The sequence below is a fragment of the Pseudomonas sp. YJ42 genome (assembly GCF_047225135.1).
Classification (GTDB): Bacteria; Pseudomonadota; Gammaproteobacteria; order Pseudomonadales; family Pseudomonadaceae; genus Stutzerimonas; species Stutzerimonas stutzeri_E.
Genome location: NZ_CP178378.1, coordinates 4,074,303 through 4,091,942 on the forward strand (window position 1 = coordinate 4,074,303; position 17,640 = coordinate 4,091,942).

Below are 17,640 nucleotides of genomic sequence, written 5' to 3' on the forward strand. Positions count from 1 at the left end.
GACCCGCTGGCCCTGATTCAACACAACAACACTCCACGAGAGGAGCGGCGCGATGTTCAAAGCCGGTCAAGTCTTGCAGGGCGATTTCGCCAATCTGAAAGCCGCCGAATTCTTCCCCGTCATAAGCGCCAACTACAGCGTTGACGAGGCAGCCTATCTCACCGAGCTGCTGCAGCTCGCCGACCCAGGTGACGCCGGGATCGAGGCTGTCCGCCGCAACGCCCGCGCACTGATCGAAGACGTGCGCGGCCGGGACAACGCCGTCGATACGCTCGACGCGCTGCTGCGCCAGTACAGCCTGGATACGCACGAGGGCCTGATGCTCATGTGTCTAGCCGAAGCGCTGCTGCGCGTGCCGGATTCGGCGACGGCCGATGCGCTGATTCGCGACAAGCTCAATGCGGCCGAGTGGGAACGCCATCTCGGCCAGAGCGATAATGTGCTGGTCAACTTCGCCGCCTGGGGGCTGGTCATGACCGGCAAGGTGGTCGATCCGGAAAATGCCGACGGCCGTCCGAAGAATGTCATCGGCCGGCTGATCAAGCGCTCCGGCGAGCCAGTCATCCGCGCTGCGATGAACCAGGCGATGAAGCTGATGGGCAAGCAGTTCGTGCTGGGTCGCAGCATCTCCGAGGCGCTGAAGAACGGCCGCCCCGAGCGGGAGAAGGGCTACACCTATTCCTTCGACATGCTCGGCGAAGCGGCGCTGACCGCCGAGGATGCACGCAAGTACATGGCTGACTACCGTCAGGCTGTCGAGACTGTCGGTGCCGAGCCGCAAGTCGGTTCCGGCCCGCGTCCGTCGGTGTCGATCAAACTGTCGGCCCTGCATCCACGCTATGAAGTGGCTCAGCGCGAGCGAGTGCTCACTGAACTGTTCGAAAGCGTGCGCGAGCTGGCAATCCTGGCGCGCCGCCTGGATGTCGGCATCACCATCGACGCCGAAGAGGCGGATCGCCTCGAGCTGTCGCTGGAGCTTTACGAAAAACTGATGCGCGACCCGGCCATCGCCGGCTGGGGCGAGTTCGGCCTGGTCATCCAGGCATACTCCAAGCGCTGCCTGCCGGTGCTGGTCTGGCTGACCCTGCTGGGTAAGGAGCTGGGCGCGCGCATCCCGCTGCGGCTGGTCAAGGGTGCTTACTGGGACACCGAGATCAAGCAGTGTCAGGTTCAGGGCTTGAACGGCTATCCGGTATTCACTCGCAAGGAAGGCACCGACACCTCCTACCTGGCCTGCGCGCGCTACTTGCTGTCCGAGCACACCCGCGGCGTGATCTATCCGCAGTTCGCCAGCCACAACGCGCACACCGTCAGCTGCATTCTGTCGATGGCCGACGAGCTGAAAGTCCCGCGCGAGTTCGAGTTCCAGCGCTTGCATGGGATGGGCGACGCACTGTACGACACGGTGATCGAAAAGCATCGCAAGAACGTGCGCATCTACGCCCCGGTCGGTGCCCACAAGGACTTGCTGCCCTACCTCGTGCGGCGCCTGCTGGAAAACGGCGCCAACTCGTCGTTCGTTCATCAGCTGGTCGACCCGCGCGTGCCGGTGGACACCCTGATCGACCACCCGGTGACCCAGCTGCGGCAGTTCAGGACCCTCGGCAACCATCGCATCCCGCTTCCACCGGCGCTGTACGGCAACCGGACCAACTCGCAAGGCATCAACATGAACATCCAGACTCAGTGGAACGACCTGTCCAGCGCCTACCAGACCTTCCTCGGCCGTCAGTGGCAGGCCGCCCCGGTGATCGGCGGGCAGAAGCTCACCGGTGCGCCACACAAAGTGCACTGCCCGTATCAGCTCAGCCAGGAGGTGGGCACCGCCCAGTTCGCCACCGCTGAGCAGGCCAAGCAGGCCGTCGACGGCCTGGCCGCTTTCTGGCCGCGTTGGAACGCCACACCGATCGAGCAACGCGCACAGGTCCTCGAGCGCCTTGGTGACCTGCTCGAAGCCAACCGCGCCGAGCTGATGGCGATGTGCACGTTGGAAGCCGGCAAGACCTTGCAGGACGGCATCGACGAAGTCCGCGAGGCCGTGGATTTCTGCCGTTACTACGCCCTGCAGGCTCGCCTGAAACTCGGTCGTGAAGAACTCAAAGGACCCACCGGCGAGCGCAACGAACTGTTTCACGAAGGCCGCGGCGTATTCGTCTGCATCAGCCCCTGGAACTTCCCCCTGGCGATCTACCTCGGTCAGATCACCGCAGCACTGGTCGCCGGTAACACCGTGCTGGCCAAGCCCGCCGAGCAGACCAGCCTGATCGCCGCCCGTGCGCTGGAGCTTATGTTCGAGGCCGGCCTGCCCAAGGATGCCATCGCCTTCCTACCCGGCGACGGCGCCACCTTGGGCGGTGTCTTCTGCCGTGATCCGCGTGTGGTCGGCGTGTGCTTCACCGGCTCCACTGATACCGCGCGCATCATCAACCGCCAGCTGGCGGAGAAGGAGGGCGCCATCGCCACCCTGATCGCCGAAACCGGCGGCCAGAACGCGATGATCGTCGACTCCACCGCGCTGCCTGAGCAGGTCGTCAAGGATGCGGTCGGTTCCGCCTTTACCAGCGCCGGCCAGCGCTGCTCGGCTCTGCGCGTACTCTATGTGCAGCGCGACATCGCCGATCGCGTGATCGAGCTGATCAAGGGCGCCATGGCCGAGCTGAAGGTCGGCCCGACTCACTTGCGTGAGAACGATCTGGGCCCGGTGATCGATGCCGAGGCGCGCGAAGGGTTGCTGGCACATATCCAGCAGCTCAAGGCCGAAGGCAAGCTGATCGCCGAAGCCAAGCTTCCGGGGAGCCTGAACGGGCATTTCGTCGCGCCGGTGGCGTTCGAGATTGGTGGGATTCACGAGCTGAAAAAGGAACAGTTCGGTCCGGTGCTGCACGTGGTGCGCTTCGACGCGGCGGATCTGGAGAAGGTCGTTGCGGACATCAACGCCACCGGTTACGGCCTGACGCTCGGCGTGCACAGCCGCAACGAGGAAACCGCCGAGCGCATCGAGGCACTGGCTCGGGTCGGTAACCTCTACGTCAATCGCAATCAGGTGGGCGCCGTGGTCGGTGTGCAGCCGTTCGGCGGCTGTGGTTTGTCCGGCACCGGCCCGAAAGCCGGCGGTCCCAGCTACCTGCTGCGCTTCGTCAACGAGCGCACCACCTCCACTAACACCACCGCTGTTGGTGGTAACGCGTCCTTGCTGTCGCTGGGTGACGACTGATCGTCGACTCGGTTAAAACGTCCGGCGGCTCGGTTCAGAGACCGCCGGTTCACTAGAACAATCAGAACAGTTGGCGGATCGCTCTTCCGCCACTGATGGGCTCAGGTGAGCCCGTCCCGGTGATGGCGCGAACCGCCATCGCCCTCTGCCAGGTGGGATCGGGAATACCCTCGCGCCCATCAACAACAACTAACGAGGGAACAAAATGAGCATCAGTACTCCCACTTTAATCACGTTCGTGATCTACATCGGCGCCATGCTGTTAATCGGCTTCGTCGCTTACCGTGCCACCAAGAACTTCGATGACTACATCCTGGGGGGACGTAGCCTGGGAAGTTTCGTCACGGCACTGTCGGCCGGCGCTTCGGACATGAGCGGCTGGCTGCTGATGGGCCTGCCGGGGGCGATTTTCGTTGCGGGCTTGTCGGAAAGCTGGATCGCCATCGGCTTGATCGCCGGTGCCTGGCTGAACTGGCTGTTCGTGGCCGGGCGCCTGCGCGTGCATACCGAGCGCAACAAGAACGCGCTCACGCTGCCTGACTATTTCTCGCACCGTTTCGAAGACGACAGCCGGTTGCTGCGTATCTTCTCGGCGCTGGTCGTCCTGGTGTTCTTCACCATCTACTGCGCCTCCGGAGTTGTCGCCGGCGCCCGTCTGTTTGAAAGCAGCTTCGGCGTGCCGTACGACCTGGCACTCTGGATCGGCGCGGCAGCGACCATCCTCTACGTGTTCATCGGCGGCTTCCTCGCCGTGAGCTGGACCGACACCGTGCAGGCCACGCTGATGATCTTCGCGCTGCTGATCACGCCAGTATTCGTGATCCTGGCGCTGGGCGACATGGGCGCTGCGATGGATACCATTGCCACGCAGAACCCGGCCGCGTTCGACATGTTCAATGGCCTGTCCTTCGTTGCCATCGTTTCCTTGCTGGCCTGGGGCCTGGGTTACTTCGGTCAGCCGCACATCCTTGTGCGCTTCATGGCCGCCGACTCGGTGAAGACCATCCCCAACGCCCGCCGCATCGGTATGGCCTGGATGATCCTGACCCTCGCCGGTGCGGTCGCCGTGGGCTTCTTCGGTATCGCCTACTTCGCGGGCCATCCGGAACTGGCCGGTCCCGTTTCCGAAAACGGCGAACGTGTATTCATGGAACTGGTGAAAATCCTGTTCAACCCCTGGGTGGCGGGCATCATCCTTTCGGGTGTTCTGGCTGCCGTGATGAGTACCCTTAGCGCTCAGTTGCTGGTCAGTTCCAGTGCGCTGACGCAGGATTTCTACAAGGCCATGTTGCGCAAGAATGCTTCGCAGACCGAGCTGGTTTGGGTCGGCCGCGCAATGGTCTTGCTGATCGCCTTCGTTGCCCTTGGCATCGCGTCCAACCCGGACAGCAAGGTGCTGGGCCTGGTCTCCTACGCCTGGGCCGGCTTTGGTGCCGCTTTTGGTCCGGTGGTACTGATTTCGCTGCTGTGGAAGAACATGACGCGCAATGGCGCGCTGGCCGGCATGGTCGTTGGTGCCGTCACCGTGGTGGTCTGGAAGCAGTTCATCGGTCTCGGTCTTTACGAAATCATTCCGGGCTTCATCCTCGCCAGCATCGCCATCGTGGTATTCAGCAAGGTGGGGCAGGGCGCTTCGACGACCATGATCAAGCGCTTCGAAGACGCTGAGCGTGAATACCAGGGGCACTGATCGCTATCGCTGGTTGTAACGACAAACGAAAAACCCCGCTGCCAGCGCCCTGGCAGCGGGGTTTTTTACGTTGGAGCCTTGTTCCGGGCTCAATCGTCAACGATCAGATTTTCGCGGTCGTCCTTGGCTCCTGCGGCAATCAGATGTTCTGCTTGGTCCTCGGTGATATGGGTGTTGGCGCCGCCGATGTGCGCGACGGACATGCGCGCGTTCGGGTCAGTGCTTACACGCGTGTCCATTATGGCGCTGCGGTAGGTGGTACCTTCGACTGTGGTGGAACAGGTGCCGGTGGCGGTATCGATCGTGACGGACATGGCGGACCTCCAGAGATGTCGAGTGGAGCGGCACTGGACGTGCGCGACCCTTATTCGTCTGACCGCTACAGCGCCGATCCGTTGCCCTGAACCATGGAGCCGGGAGAGGCAGCGCGGGTGCGATCGGCGAAAGGATTACGCTGAGCAAAACCTATGCGGGTGGCGGCGGAAATGTCTTTTTTTGCGGCGGCTTCCGGGCCACGTATATGGTCGTTATGTCCTGCGGCTGCCCCTGCTAAGAGGCGGCAAAACCATCCGGTCACGGGCGAAAGCGCCAAGCAGACGCTATCCTTGAGCTACCGGGCTATCCGTTGCTGGCGCTGTGCAACCTAGCGTTTGCGTATCGTCAGTGGAGGCGGGGCTCCTCCGCAGCACAAGGACATTCTAATGAACGTGAGCACTCCGACCCTGATCACCTTCGTGATCTATATCGCGGCGATGATCCTCATCGGCTTCACGGCCTATCGCGCCACCAAAAATTTCGACGATTACATCCTGGGCGGTCGCAGCCTCGGCAGCTTCGTCACGGCCTTGTCGGCGGGGGCTTCGGACATGAGCGGCTGGTTGCTGATGGGCTTGCCGGGCGCTGTGTTCGTTGCCGGCCTGTCGGAAAGCTGGATTGCCATCGGCCTGATCGCCGGTGCCTGGTTGAACTGGCTGTTCGTTGCTGGACGGCTGCGTGTGCATACCGAGCACAACCATAATGCACTGACGCTACCTGACTACTTTTCTCACCGTTTCGAGGACACCAGCCGCCTATTACGGATCTTCTCGGCCCTGGTCATTCTAGTGTTCTTCACCATCTACTGCGCCTCAGGCGTCGTCGCCGGCGCGCGTTTGTTCGAATCCACCTTTGGCATGTCCTACAACGTGGCCTTGTGGGTAGGGGCGGCGGCGACGATTCTCTATGTATTCGTTGGCGGTTTCCTTGCTGTGAGCTGGACCGACACCGTGCAGGCGACGCTGATGATCTTTGCGCTGCTGATCACGCCGGTGTTCGTCATCTTCGCCCTTGGCGACATGGGGACGGTGATGAACACCATCGCGGCGCAGGATCCCTCGAATTTCGACATGTTCAAAGGGCTGTCCTTCATCGCGATCATCTCCCTGCTGGGTTGGGGGCTGGGGTATTTTGGCCAGCCGCACATCCTGGTGCGTTTCATGGCAGCCGACTCGGTGAAGACCATCCCCAACGCCCGCCGCATCGGCATGACATGGATGATCCTGACGCTGACCGGCGCGGTTACCGTGGGCTTCCTCGGCATCGCCTATTTCGCGGACAACCCGACGCTGGCGGGTGCGGTCACCGAGAATGGTGAGCGTGTGTTCATGGAGCTGGTCAAACTGATGTTCAATCCCTGGGTCGCTGGCATCATCCTTTCTGGCGTACTGGCCGCAGTGATGAGCACGCTCAGTGCGCAGTTACTGGTCAGCTCCAGCGCCCTGACGCAAGACTTCTATAAGGCCTTCCTGCGCAAGGGCGCATCGCAGACCGAGCTGGTTTGGGTTGGTCGTGCCATGGTGCTGTTGATCGCGTTGATCGCTATCGGCATCGCGTCGAACCCGGACAGTAAAGTGCTGGGCCTGGTGTCCTACGCCTGGGCTGGTTTCGGCGCTGCGTTCGGTCCGGTGGTGCTGATTTCGCTGGTCTGGAAGCGCATGACCCGCAACGGCGCGTTGGTCGGGATGCTGGTTGGAGCGATAACCGTGGTGGTTTGGAAGCAGTTCATTGGCCTCGGTCTGTACGAAATCATCCCGGGCTTCATCCTCGCGAGCCTTGCCATCTACGTGGTGAGTCTCATGGACAAGGAGCCAGCCGCGTCCATTCAGCAACGTTTCGAAGTGGCAGACGCGGAATATCGTGCAGGTTGAGCAGGCTCTTCGGATCATCGCCATGGCGATGACCCCGTCGTGCTCGGGTTTTAACTGATCGCGGCATTAAGCCTAAAGATGGCCTGTCGTTAATTCGCGCAGCGGTGGATACTGTGCCAGGCGCCAGGGCATTGGCGCCCCGTTAGGAAATTCAGGAGTATTCCGATGAAAGCGCAATCCGTGATGATGACTCGCGCAATGGCCGTCGTGCTGGCGGCTTTCTTGATGACCGGCTGCAGCCTGCGCCTACCGGGCGTCGGTATCGACATCGGCGACGGTGGCGGCCATGGCGGCACTCACTGCCCTCCAGGACAGGCAAAGAAAGGCAACTGCTGAACCGCAGCGTCTTCACCGGGCCGAGTCGCATTGCCTCTCGGCCCACTTCAACGCATCACCTTGCTGTCGGCGCCCTGCCGATTCGCCCCGTGCAACTCCGCCTTCGTTCGTTATTCCCTCTTGGTACGTCTAAGCGCCAGTCCTCGCCACTATAAGCGCGGCGACACCCCGCGTATTTCCGATATGAAACTCGCCGGTCACCTCCTGAATATCTGCTGTGTTTGACAGGTCGAAGCTTTCTGCCACGGTTAGTCAACGTGCGCGTTGTGCTTCCGCCCGGCAATCGCGGTAAAGCTCGCATCGATAGAACAACAACAATAATTGAGGAAATTCACATGCTCCCAGATAAGTTGGCTTCAGCTTGCGCGCGCGTCGTTGCCGGCCTGATGTTGGTAGGCACGATCGGAGTCGCCGTCGATGTTCAGGCCCGGACGAAGCCGATCAAGCCACCGCTGTCACACAGCGATTCGCGACTACAGGACTCGCGGACCTTCGTACCGGTCGAATCTCCGCTGGCGCCTTTTCCCGGTCTGCCAAGCGAGCGCTGGACTGGCGTCTATCAGGGCTCGTCCTACCAGATCGAAGTACCACCGAACTGGAATGGCATGTTGGTGATGTACGCGCACGGCTATCGCGGCACGGGCCCGGAACTCACCGTGGGGCCGCCGCCGATCCGACCATGGCTGCTGCAACAGGGCTATGCCTGGGCTGCATCCAGCTACAGCAAAAATTACTACGATGTGCGTGCTGGCATTGAGGACACCAACGCTCTGGCGCTGGCCTTCAGCAGCCTGACCGGCAAGGCGCAGCCGACCAAGACCTATATCACCGGCCATTCCATGGGCGGGCACGTCGCAGCGGCCGCGGTCGAGGCAGAGACCTATGCCACCGCCAACAATCCGGTGCGGTATAGCGGTTCGGTGCCCATGTGCGGCGTCACCGGGGATGTCTACGAATTCGAGTATCTGATGAACTTCACCCTGGCCGCCCAGCATCTGGCAGGCCTGGGGCCGACCACGTTTCCGGCCACCGATTTCCAGGCCAAGCTGCCGCAGATCATCGGCGCGCTGTGGAACAACTATCCGACCGATCCGTCATCGCAGGGTGAAAAGCTCGAAGGCATCGTCCGAGAGCTCAGCGGTGGCGAACGCCCGATCTTCGCCGAAGGCTTCCGCACCAGCTTGCAAAGCGTCGTGCTGGGTACCGGTGGTCGAGACGGTTCGGTCGACGGAATTCTCGCCGATTCGCTCTCCGGCAACCTTGCCACCCGCTATCAGTTCGATACGAACAAGGCGATGTCCCGCGAGGAACGCGAATTCAACGATTCGATCATCCGTGTCATTGGCCATCCGCCGGCCAATAGCATCCGCCCAGACGGCCTGCGCTGGATCCCGGTGGTGAACGGCCAGTTCAACGTACCGGTGGTCAGCATCCATACCCTGGGCGATCTGTATGTGCCGTTCAAGCATCAACAGATATATCGCCGCAACGCTGAAGCCAACGGCAACGGCGATCTGCTGGTGCAACGTGCCATTCGCGCCCCGAGCCACTGCGATTTCAGCTATCAGGAACAGGTCGACGCCATGGCGGCGATGTTGCAATGGGAACAGCAGGGCATCAAGCCGGCCGGAGATGACGTGATCAACCCGCGCGTCGTCGCTAATCCTGCATATGGTTGCCAATTCACGCGCAATGAGGGCATTCCGACACGCGAATTGCTGCCGGCTTGTCCGGGTAGCTGATGCCGCAGGTGTCCTGAACGAGAAAAGCCCTGCTTGTGCAGGGCTTTTCTATTGGAGCGGGGCGATTCCTTTGTGTTTATGCTCGCTGCGTTGCTTTCATGTGACTTCTCGCTGGGGCTCCGTCTCGTTTCGGGCATTGCATGTCAGCGCTTTCGGCTCCTCGTCGATGCCCGATACCCCGAGCTGAAACGCGTGAGTGCACCTCGATTCGATAACGGGTGGGTTATTGCTGGACGACGCTCGCAACGTTGCCGCTACCGTTCTGAATGATAGCGGCGGCGGTATTTTCATACGTGAACGTCTCCTGCCTGAGGAAAGCCTGGTTGCCATCACCTGACTGGCTGATGAGCGCCTCATGCATATGGAACCCCTGATAGGCATCGATCTGGTTGTTGGATCCGACCTGAGCGATATCCAGGCTGTTGTCGTCGCCAACCTGCGAAATGTCGACCAGGTTATAACTCCCTTCAGAATATCCACTGATGCTCGAGCCTTGCCCGACGAAGCGCGCATTAAGCTCGTTGCCGGTGCCCCGCTGGGTATAGTCCAGCGTGCTGTAACCGTCGCCCGCTTCGATCTTCGCTATGTTGGCAACACCAATCTGTTGAAGGGCTACGTCGCCTGCTGGGTAACGGCCGGAGATTTGCTCGATGTCTGCCTCGTTGGACGTGCCTTCTTGTGCGACCACCGCGGAACCGCCACCGAAGCCATTGCTCACCTGTTCAAGCTGCACCCGGTTTGCCGTGCCGGTCTGCTGAATGTCCGCCGTGCTGAAACCGGACTGGGTCACTTGAACCGCGTTGCCCTGGCCGATGGAAACCACATCGAGCTGGTTGCCTACCCACGTCTGTATGGCATCGAGTTGGTTGCCACTGCCGTCCTGATGAATCGTCGCGGTACTAGCGAGCTCGTCATGGTGTTCATGCTGTTCGAGCGTGGCGCGGTTGGACGACCCGGCTTGATAGACATCCGCACTCGCCATACCCGGCCGGCTTCCATTCACCTGGTAGATCTCGGCTGAGTTCAGCGAGCCAACTTGCTCCACGCTCGCCTGGCCTCCCCTACTGGTGCCGGACTGGTCGGTGAGCGCGCTGTTTTGAGTACCATTCTGATAGATAAAGGAGCGCTGCATGATGCCGCTCTGCGTCTGCTCTGCGCTGTTGTCGGTGCCGTGCTGCTCTATCTCAGCCACATGTTCGCTAGCCAATATGCTGCCGCTCGCTATCAGCAAAAGCGCTGCAGCCAAAGGAGTTATTTTAAGCATTGGAAACCTCCTGTTCGCATTGGATGAGCTCCGTACATCACAGGCGAAGCAAGAGGAGTGTTGTCGGTTCGTTTATATCTCGGTATAGGTAAATAGAGTCAATTTCATGGCTGAACGGGATTAGCTCTTCACGGCATAAGCAACTTTATTCTGCATGAACACGGTCGGGTCTACGGCTTTCAAGCTGCGTTCCGATGGATATCCACTGTCGGTTAGCACTGCACCGCCCGTATCGAAACGATGAAAAAAGAGTCTGGTTAATTTCGCTTTGTGCGAAAGCAGAGGTCATCGCTCCAGACCCTGTAGGCGATGAAGTCTGCGAGGCGTAAGACCGCAAATGAATAGTCCCGTCTCTCTTTTGATTCAATGGAAGCGCTTATCCGCCGAAATACACCACCATTCTGAGATGCCGGTGTTCATCCACCACCAGCGTTTCATGGCGCAAGTCCTGTCGCTCGGCATTGGCCGTCAGGACCGATCCAATCCCGCGCCGCGCCTCCTCGCTATCGTGTGTCTCCCACCAACGCCTAAAGTCGGCCGATAGTTCATTGAGGTCCTCGATTAACGCCAGCATCGCTGGATCCTGCGGAGCAACGGCAAAGTCATAACGGAACTGCGCCAGTAGCTTGGGCGCATCATCCCGCCAAGCGGGCAGACGTCGTCGCATGTCGGGATCGGCAAACACCATGCGCAGGATATTGCGGACCTCGCGCTGCCGAGCACTGAAATCGAATAAAGCATCGGCCGCTGCATTCCAAGCAATGACATCCCAGCGCAGGTTGAGCACATAGGCAGGTTTTGTCGCCAAATCGTCCATTATTTGTTGGATGAGGGGGGTGACCGACGACCAGTGATGGGCCTCTGGAGGAGGCGGGCGTTTGTGGGCCAGAAGAAACAGGTGGCAGCACTCGGCGTCGTCGAGCTTTAGCGCGTGAGCCACGCTCAGCAAAAATTTCTCCGATACCTGAATATCCCGCCCTTGCTCGAACCAGGTATACCAAGTCAGCCCCACGCCAGCCTTCGCTGCAACTTCCTCTCGGCGTAGGCCCGGCGTCCGGCGCCGCCCATGTGAGGGCAGGCCAACGTCGGCCGGCGTCAGTTTCTTGCGGTGCCAGGTAAGAAATTCGGACAACTCGTTCTTGGTGCGGTTGAGGCTTCGCTCGATCATGGCTATTGCCACCAGTAATAGGATAACTACTTAAATTGTACTAACACTTGATCGCTCCGAAGATGAGACCTTCCGCAACCAAGCCGGGCAAACCGGGAGGTCACACTTGAATACATCTGGCGATTCAACCCTTAAAACCGAAACCTTCCAGGCGCATGGCCAAGCCGCTGAAAACCGCGCGAGTAACCGTGAGTGGCTTGGGCTGGCGCTGCTGTCGCTGCCTACCATGTTGCTTGGGCTGGACATGACACTCTTGCACCTGGCCTTGCCCGCGCTGGCGGTTGATCTGCGGCCGACAAGCGCGCAAACACTTTGGATCGTCGATGCCTATGGCTTCATGATCGCTGGGTTTCTTATCACGATGGGAACGCTAGGTGATCGCATAGGGCGGCGCAAATTGCTCATGATCGGCGCAACTGCTTTCGGGGTCGCCTCCGTAATGGCGGCCTACTCGACTAGCGCTTCCATGCTAATTGCCGCACGCGCCGTGTTAGGTGTCGCGGGCGCGACCCTGATGCCATCAACACTGGCGCTAATCAGCAACATGTTTCTTCACCCCCATCAACGCGCGCTTGCCATAGGGATATGGGCCACCATGTTTGCGCTGGGCATGGCCGTTGGGCCCGTGTTGGGTGGCGGCTTGCTTGAACACTACGGGTGGGGGGCTGCATTTCTCGTCGCGCTGCCGGTCGTGGGGCTTTTGCTGGTAGCCGCCCCGTATCTACTGCCGGAATACAGCGCTCCGCAACAAGGGCGTCTGGATCTGCCTAGCGTCGCGCTGTCGCTGCTGGCTTTGCTCCCGATCATCTATGGCATCAAGCAAATCGCCAAGGATGGGATAGGAGCCAGCGCCGCGCTTGGCATCGCGGTCGGGCTGATATTCATGTTTGTTTTCATCCGGCGGCAGCGCCTATTGGCCAGTCCGCTCGTCGATCTCAGCCTGTTCTCCAGTAAGGCAACTAGTGTGGCCTTATTGGTGCTCCTGGTTGGCCTGATAGGCGTCGGCGGGACGATGTTGCTAGTGACTCAGTATCTGCAGCTGGTGGCTGGACTGTCACCGCTAGTCGCAGGGCTGTGGATGGGGCCGCCCGCTCTCGCCATGCTGGCGGCAGGCATTACCGCACCGCTGCTTGCAAGGCGCATTCGGCCAGGCCATGTCATAGCGGGAGCGCTGGGCCTATCTGCAGTGGGCTATCTGATGTTGGCCCAGCTCGACAATTCGCCCCATGGGGTAACCTTGGTAACGGCATCGTTTTCGCTGGTCTACCTTGGCTTGGGCACCATTGCTGCGTTGGGAACGGATCTGGTAGTAGGGGCAGCACCTGCCGAAAAGGCAGGATCTGCCTCGGCTATGTCTGAGACGGTGCAGGAGCTTGGCTTGGCGGTAGGCATTGCCGCGCTGGGTAGCCTGACGACCGCTGTTTATCGCAACAGCATGGCCGACCAGCTCAGCGGGTTAATGGCGCAGGATATCCAGCATGTGGTATCGGACAGCCTCGCCGGCGCCCAGTCGGTATCGCAACAGCTACCCGCTGGTGTATTGGAACAGGCGCAAGCAGCATTCGTGATGGGGTTCAATGTAGCTGCAGTGACCAGCGGCATCAGCATTGCTGTGCTGGCTGGGCTGGCGGCAATCAACTTACGACATATCGGCTTGAGCGCTGACACTTCCTCCCAAGAATCCAATGATCGCCCCCCGTTTAGTTAGAAGGCACGCCTATTTGCGTAACGGGAGCGGGTAGCAAGCATCGCGATACTGCCATCGATCCGTTGAAGAACCGCGAGGAAAAGAGGGCAGATTGATTTTTCTGCCTCCCCCGCCTAGTCAACCGATGACATCACTCGGAACAGGCGAAACCCCAAACGAAGAAGTTCTGCAAGTAGGGTTTTTTATCTGGAGCGGGCGAAGGGAATCGAACCCTTTTGCTTAGTGTGTCGTTCCGTCTCAAAGCGTGTCGTTACGGGGTTTCCGGCTGATCCAACTGCTCGTTTCGTCGCAATGCGTCACAGTGATTTCGACAGTTTTTCGACAGTAGCTAACATCTGAGTGCTCAAGCTTGTCTTGCACACTGCGTTGAGATATTTGTAAATAACTGAAAGTCATGGGGTTTTAACCTTTGTGATGTTCTGTCTTGCGTACCAGCCTTAGCCATGGTGTGATGTCATAACGCTATTCCACTAATTGCTTTAGATGGTCAAGGACGCTACGAATGGCAAAGATTAAATTATTAGCAACTATATCAAGCGAATTTGGTATTTCTCCCGATCGTTTAGATGAGCTAGACATAATAGATACTCAGCTTACGGTAGATACCCATCTGTTCATCGACCCTCTTTTACTGCCCTCTAGCAAGCACGAAGAAATGTCTGTTGGTGCGGCAACAGCTTATGAACAAAGATTTGAGTTCATCGTAAAGCTTTTAACGGCATCTAAAGCCCAGGGGGATTTGCCTTGGAGGAAGGCTGCGAAACTTTTCAGCTTTTCTGAGGTGAGCTGGACATGCTTAGGCTATAGCGCATCTATCCGTGGTGCAGGCTTCGGGCCAGAGCTTTCAGCTACGACATTAAAAACGGCATCAGAAATCGTTAACCTGGGAATTACCGATATCGATTTCTTCATGGGGTTGTCTTTGCTCGAAGAAGGCATAGGTCCAGATCGCATTAGTGACATGACAACTAATATAATAATTAATAATCTCGTTGATTTTACCTTGCGTGTGAATGCTATTCTTGGGATTCCAACCAAAAAGTTTTTGGTGGCGGGACGCGAAGTTAACTTGCCTTTGAATCCTTATACTCAAGAGCAGTTGATCTTTGTGCCTAGGGATATAGTGAGAGATTTGCCAATCGCAACGGATTGGAGCGATATAGCTCGTGTCTCGAAAGAGAACGAAGATTATCGAGAAAAAGTTAGTGGCGGAATTGGAAAGATATGGTCAACGATGACCAAGAAGAAAAAAAGTGAGCTTAAGGAGTCTGCGCTAAAAAGCAAGGAGGCGTTTGAGCAAGTCTTGGAGCTTTTGCATGAAGTACCTAAGAAGCCCTACGATTTTGATGCAGATACTAACGGTGAGCACTTCTGGATTAAGCTTCTCGACATTGCCCACAAGCATCCTATGGCGGGAGCGCTTGCGACCAATCCTTCAACAATTGCTGAAGCTAAAGCTCTTGTTGTCAAAATTATAGAACAATTCCAAGATTTAATAGAAAATAAAGGAATCTGGAAAGAGCTCTGGACCGACGATGAGAAGCCGCGAAAGGAGAAAGCTGCGCAACGACTATTTTTCTCGATAGCTTACTCTTATTGCAAAGCTAATAATTTAGATATTACTCCAGAGGCTGATTCTGGGAATGGACCTGTTGATTTTAAATTTTCAAAAGGTTTTGATGTTCGTATTGTGGTCGAAATTAAGCTTTCTACAAATTCGTCATTAGTGCGTGGTTACACTAGTCAGCTCGAGATTTACAAGAAAGCAGAAGATACCGTGGAGGGTGTCTATCTGGTTATCGATGTCGGTCATATCGGAAATAAGTATGGTGATATTCAAAGGATTAGAAGGGAGGCTATCGACCAACATGAGCAGGTATCAGCGATATACCTTGTCGACGGCAATCGAAAGGCATCAGCTAGCAAGAGATAATTAGCGGTGCTCCTTCTCTGCGGAGAGAGTCGGCCGTCACGGCAAGTAATTGTTTTCGGCAGCACATGCCGGTTGGTATCGGCTACATATTCGCTTGAACGCAACCTTCGCACCTTTACGGCAATCGCGGTAGATCAGAGAGCCGCGTTTGTAGTTTTGGCACACGCTGTTGAAGTCGATCTGGTCGTTTATGACCATCCACTGGAACTGGCCGCCAACACGCTGCTTCTTATGGCCGTTCTCCCAGCTCCAGTTGCTTAGGTGGGTCTCACGGCTTACCGAGCGCTTGTGTGTGCTGCTGGACGAGTTGGATGCGTAGTAGCGGGCCGGTGGTGGCTGCATCGTGTTGGCGACTGGGCGGGGGGTGTAGTTTTCGTCGCTGAAAGAGGTTTGCTTGCGTTCTATCGCGCGCGCTGAGGCCTCTTCGAACCACTCGATCTCAGCCTGGGTCAATGGGCGTTGCCCTTTTGCTTCAGGCGCCGCTGATGGTTTCGGTGTGCCGTGTTGTGCCAGCGGAGGTTCGCTAACCGCGTGGGCGGGCTCTGTCGGCTCTTGGTTGAACCAGGTTTTGCCTGTGACATTAATGCCCGACTTGATCTGGTTAATGTCCTGCGCAATAGGATCTGAAAACAAAGCTGCTAATCCCAGCAAGATCACCGATCCAATACCCAATATAGCTACGAAACGCCATGGGCTGTCTTTCTTCGTGCTGCGTAGATGCTCGGGCGCATCGTCCCAGTCTGATTTCATGTCGCCTCCTTGCGTTTGCCTATGAAATAGATATGTGGCTCAAGTCGGAGCTGTAGCTTTCAATTCCGCTGCTATCACGAGTATCAATAACAGCAGTAGAGCTATGCATACAAAGCCGACGAAGGTAGGTAGAAAATACAAATAGCTATTGGTGTCCTTGTAGCGCCCGAATGTCAGCATCTTCAGTACCCAAAGGCCTAGTCCCCTAAGCGCAACCTCGAATATAAGTCCGATGATCGTTTCCATGTTATATTTGGCTTCCTTGCTCCGGAAGGGCGCTAAATAATCTGCCCACTTTGTCTGTGCCGTTTTTAGTTGACTTGGCGAGCCTAAGGGCCGAATAAGAGTATTTGATCTGAGTGATGGCTCTCAGACGGCTTAAAAGTCAGCTCTAGAGTCGAGTCATCAAGCCATATTTCGGTTATCTCAGCATTTGCTTTTATTCCGGAGTCAAATGAAATAAATAAATACGCTTGATATGTCTGATGGTGAACTTTTGTTAACTCATAACTATCTAGGTAAGCGTAGGCTTTATCTTCAGGATCCCAAGGGGAGTTATCATAGTCGATGATTGAATAGGTCGCTGCGATCTGTAGATTGACTGTTAACTGTATTTCACTGTTTTCCGTGCTCGCATCGATTACGTTATACGAAGCAATCTCTACTTGTTGTACGTCAAGTTCGGTAATTTCGTAATCGCTATCATTTAGATCATCGCACGAGTAATCGGCATCTTTGAATATATTTTCTAAAGCTTCTATTACTTTAGTCTTTATATTTTCAAAGGCGCCGACTGCTAGTTTGGTTGGCTGTGCGAGTTCTTCGGTGTATCTGTTTACGAGGCCAACCAGGTCTTCGATTTTTTCGAGATAGATTAAGGAATCTGGAAATTCATCGCAGTATTCCCGCATATCACTGTCATTGCTTATTACATAAACCGGCATTAATCGATTTTCTGCCGTAATTCTTATTGCTTCTAATGCAAAAGCATCTGGGAATTCATGTTTTTTCCCCGAATTTTGGAAAGGCGGCTTTCCAGAAAAATATCGATCAAATACCAATTTCGAATCAACAAGATTGGTAGGTAGTATTTCAACGTCTTCGTATGATTTAAATTTTTCGTATTTTTTATAAATTGTGTTTAGCGCTTCACTTTTATCGATATCTGAAAAAATTCCCGAACACGGATAGTTCGGTAGATTCCTTAAAAATACATGCTCCTTTCGTATTTTTTTGAGTGCAGCGATCGATTCGTCTAGTTTGAGAGATATGTGCTTCGTTATTTCTCGATCAATTACTTCGGGGAGTAATATTCTTATGTGGCCCTTTTCTAAAAATTCTTCTATTTTTTCTAGAATATGTTGGCCAAATTGAAACTGCTTACTCTGAAAGGAGGAAGTATCTATGAATACGAGTCCGGATCTCAGCTCATTATCATCACTCATTCTTGAACCCTCTCTTTTGGGCATACCAGCGCTTAGCCACTTCCGTTGTGATCGCTATCCCGCGTTTTGATTGGGCAAGTTTGAATGAGCTTCCTCATAGCCTGGAGCTAGCTGGCCTCTCGCTGGATCGACCTCACCTTTCCAAAGCCAAAGCTCATATTGAGGAAAAGCTTTGAGCAATTCTTCCATATCCTCAATACGGGT

General features: G+C 56.6%; 12 protein-coding genes. 7 read left to right on the forward strand and 5 right to left on the reverse strand.

Going from position 1 to position 17,640, the window contains the following annotated elements; all coding sequences use genetic code 11:
* Positions 1–52 precede the first annotated feature (52 nt).
* On the forward strand, positions 53–3,214 hold the full coding sequence (gene putA / locus ACL0K2_RS18795) for a bifunctional proline dehydrogenase/L-glutamate gamma-semialdehyde dehydrogenase PutA (protein ID WP_045161030.1): 3,162 nt from the start codon (positions 53–55) through the stop codon (positions 3,212–3,214).
* A gap of 205 nt (positions 3,215–3,419) precedes the next feature.
* Positions 3,420–4,904: a sodium/proline symporter PutP gene (gene putP / locus ACL0K2_RS18800; RefSeq protein WP_045161031.1), complete on the forward strand. Its 1,485-nt coding sequence runs from the start codon at positions 3,420–3,422 to the stop codon at positions 4,902–4,904.
* Positions 4,905–4,993: 89 nt separating this feature from the next.
* Here the strand turns inward: putP (ACL0K2_RS18800) and ACL0K2_RS18805 are convergent, their stop codons facing one another.
* Positions 4,994–5,218 carry a DUF3203 family protein gene (locus ACL0K2_RS18805; RefSeq protein ID WP_239610799.1) on the reverse strand — a complete coding sequence of 75 codons (225 nt, stop codon included), beginning with the start codon at positions 5,216–5,218 and terminating at the stop codon, positions 4,994–4,996.
* Positions 5,219–5,605: 387 nt separating this feature from the next.
* On the opposite strand from ACL0K2_RS18805, the gene putP (ACL0K2_RS18810) reads away from it, so the two are divergent.
* From putP (ACL0K2_RS18810) to ACL0K2_RS18820, 3 genes are all read left to right on the forward strand, one after another.
* Positions 5,606–7,090: a sodium/proline symporter PutP gene (gene putP, locus ACL0K2_RS18810; RefSeq protein WP_045161033.1), complete on the forward strand. Its 1,485-nt coding sequence runs from the start codon at positions 5,606–5,608 to the stop codon at positions 7,088–7,090.
* A gap of 183 nt (positions 7,091–7,273) precedes the next feature.
* A complete protein-coding gene (locus ACL0K2_RS18815) occupies positions 7,274–7,426 on the forward strand; it encodes a hypothetical protein (RefSeq protein ID WP_230623572.1) in 153 nt (50 codons plus the stop codon).
* Between the two features lie 335 nt (positions 7,427–7,761).
* Positions 7,762–9,168 (forward strand): alpha/beta hydrolase, encoded by a 1,407-nt coding sequence (locus ACL0K2_RS18820; RefSeq protein ID WP_413043197.1) that lies wholly within the window; start codon positions 7,762–7,764, stop codon positions 9,166–9,168.
* A 223-nt stretch (positions 9,169–9,391) separates the two neighbouring features.
* Here ACL0K2_RS18820 and ACL0K2_RS18825 read toward each other — a convergent pair whose 3' ends face one another.
* Together ACL0K2_RS18825 and ACL0K2_RS18830 are read right to left on the reverse strand one after the other, a co-directional pair.
* Complete coding sequence (locus tag ACL0K2_RS18825) at positions 9,392–10,432, reverse strand: hypothetical protein (protein ID WP_413043198.1); 1,041 nt, start codon at positions 10,430–10,432, stop codon at positions 9,392–9,394.
* 376 nt (positions 10,433–10,808) lie between these two features.
* On the reverse strand, positions 10,809–11,600 hold the full coding sequence (locus ACL0K2_RS18830; protein WP_045161036.1) for a helix-turn-helix transcriptional regulator: 792 nt from the start codon (positions 11,598–11,600) through the stop codon (positions 10,809–10,811).
* Positions 11,601–11,826: 226 nt separating this feature from the next.
* Between ACL0K2_RS18830 and ACL0K2_RS18835 the strand changes: the two genes are divergently transcribed.
* The gene (locus ACL0K2_RS18835; protein ID WP_413043199.1) at positions 11,827–13,308 is read left to right on the forward strand and encodes an MFS transporter; all 1,482 of its coding nucleotides are present in this window, start codon (positions 11,827–11,829) and stop codon (positions 13,306–13,308) included.
* A gap of 502 nt (positions 13,309–13,810) precedes the next feature.
* The gene (locus ACL0K2_RS18840; RefSeq protein ID WP_413043200.1) at positions 13,811–15,241 is read left to right on the forward strand and encodes a hypothetical protein; all 1,431 of its coding nucleotides are present in this window, start codon (positions 13,811–13,813) and stop codon (positions 15,239–15,241) included.
* Between the two features lie 36 nt (positions 15,242–15,277).
* Here ACL0K2_RS18840 and ACL0K2_RS18845 read toward each other — a convergent pair whose 3' ends face one another.
* Positions 15,278–15,991 carry a hypothetical protein gene (locus ACL0K2_RS18845; RefSeq protein ID WP_413043201.1) on the reverse strand — a complete coding sequence of 238 codons (714 nt, stop codon included), beginning with the start codon at positions 15,989–15,991 and terminating at the stop codon, positions 15,278–15,280.
* Between the two features lie 329 nt (positions 15,992–16,320).
* Complete coding sequence (locus ACL0K2_RS18850; RefSeq protein WP_413043202.1) at positions 16,321–17,436, reverse strand: PIN domain-containing protein; 1,116 nt, start codon at positions 17,434–17,436, stop codon at positions 16,321–16,323.
* Positions 17,437–17,640 lie beyond the last annotated feature (204 nt).

What these genes read in the sequence shown, in the direction of transcription:
- putA (WP_045161030.1), top strand. Translation starts at nt 53, where the DNA reads ATGTTCAAAGCCGGTCAAGTCTTGCAGGGCGATTTCGCCAATCTGAAA.
- putP (WP_045161031.1), top strand. Translation starts at nt 3,420, where the DNA reads ATGAGCATCAGTACTCCCACTTTAATCACGTTCGTGATCTACATCGGC.
- ACL0K2_RS18805 (WP_239610799.1), bottom strand. Translation starts at nt 5,218, where the DNA reads ATGTCCGTCACGATCGATACCGCCACCGGCACCTGTTCCACCACAGTC.
- putP (WP_045161033.1), top strand. Translation starts at nt 5,606, where the DNA reads ATGAACGTGAGCACTCCGACCCTGATCACCTTCGTGATCTATATCGCG.
- ACL0K2_RS18815 (WP_230623572.1), top strand. Translation starts at nt 7,274, where the DNA reads ATGATGACTCGCGCAATGGCCGTCGTGCTGGCGGCTTTCTTGATGACC.
- ACL0K2_RS18820 (WP_413043197.1), top strand. Translation starts at nt 7,762, where the DNA reads ATGCTCCCAGATAAGTTGGCTTCAGCTTGCGCGCGCGTCGTTGCCGGC.
- ACL0K2_RS18825 (WP_413043198.1), bottom strand. Translation starts at nt 10,432, where the DNA reads ATGCTTAAAATAACTCCTTTGGCTGCAGCGCTTTTGCTGATAGCGAGC.
- ACL0K2_RS18830 (WP_045161036.1), bottom strand. Translation starts at nt 11,600, where the DNA reads ATGATCGAGCGAAGCCTCAACCGCACCAAGAACGAGTTGTCCGAATTT.
- ACL0K2_RS18835 (WP_413043199.1), top strand. Translation starts at nt 11,827, where the DNA reads ATGTTGCTTGGGCTGGACATGACACTCTTGCACCTGGCCTTGCCCGCG.
- ACL0K2_RS18840 (WP_413043200.1), top strand. Translation starts at nt 13,811, where the DNA reads ATGGCAAAGATTAAATTATTAGCAACTATATCAAGCGAATTTGGTATT.
- ACL0K2_RS18845 (WP_413043201.1), bottom strand. Translation starts at nt 15,991, where the DNA reads ATGAAATCAGACTGGGACGATGCGCCCGAGCATCTACGCAGCACGAAG.
- ACL0K2_RS18850 (WP_413043202.1), bottom strand. Translation starts at nt 17,436, where the DNA reads ATGAGTGATGATAATGAGCTGAGATCCGGACTCGTATTCATAGATACT.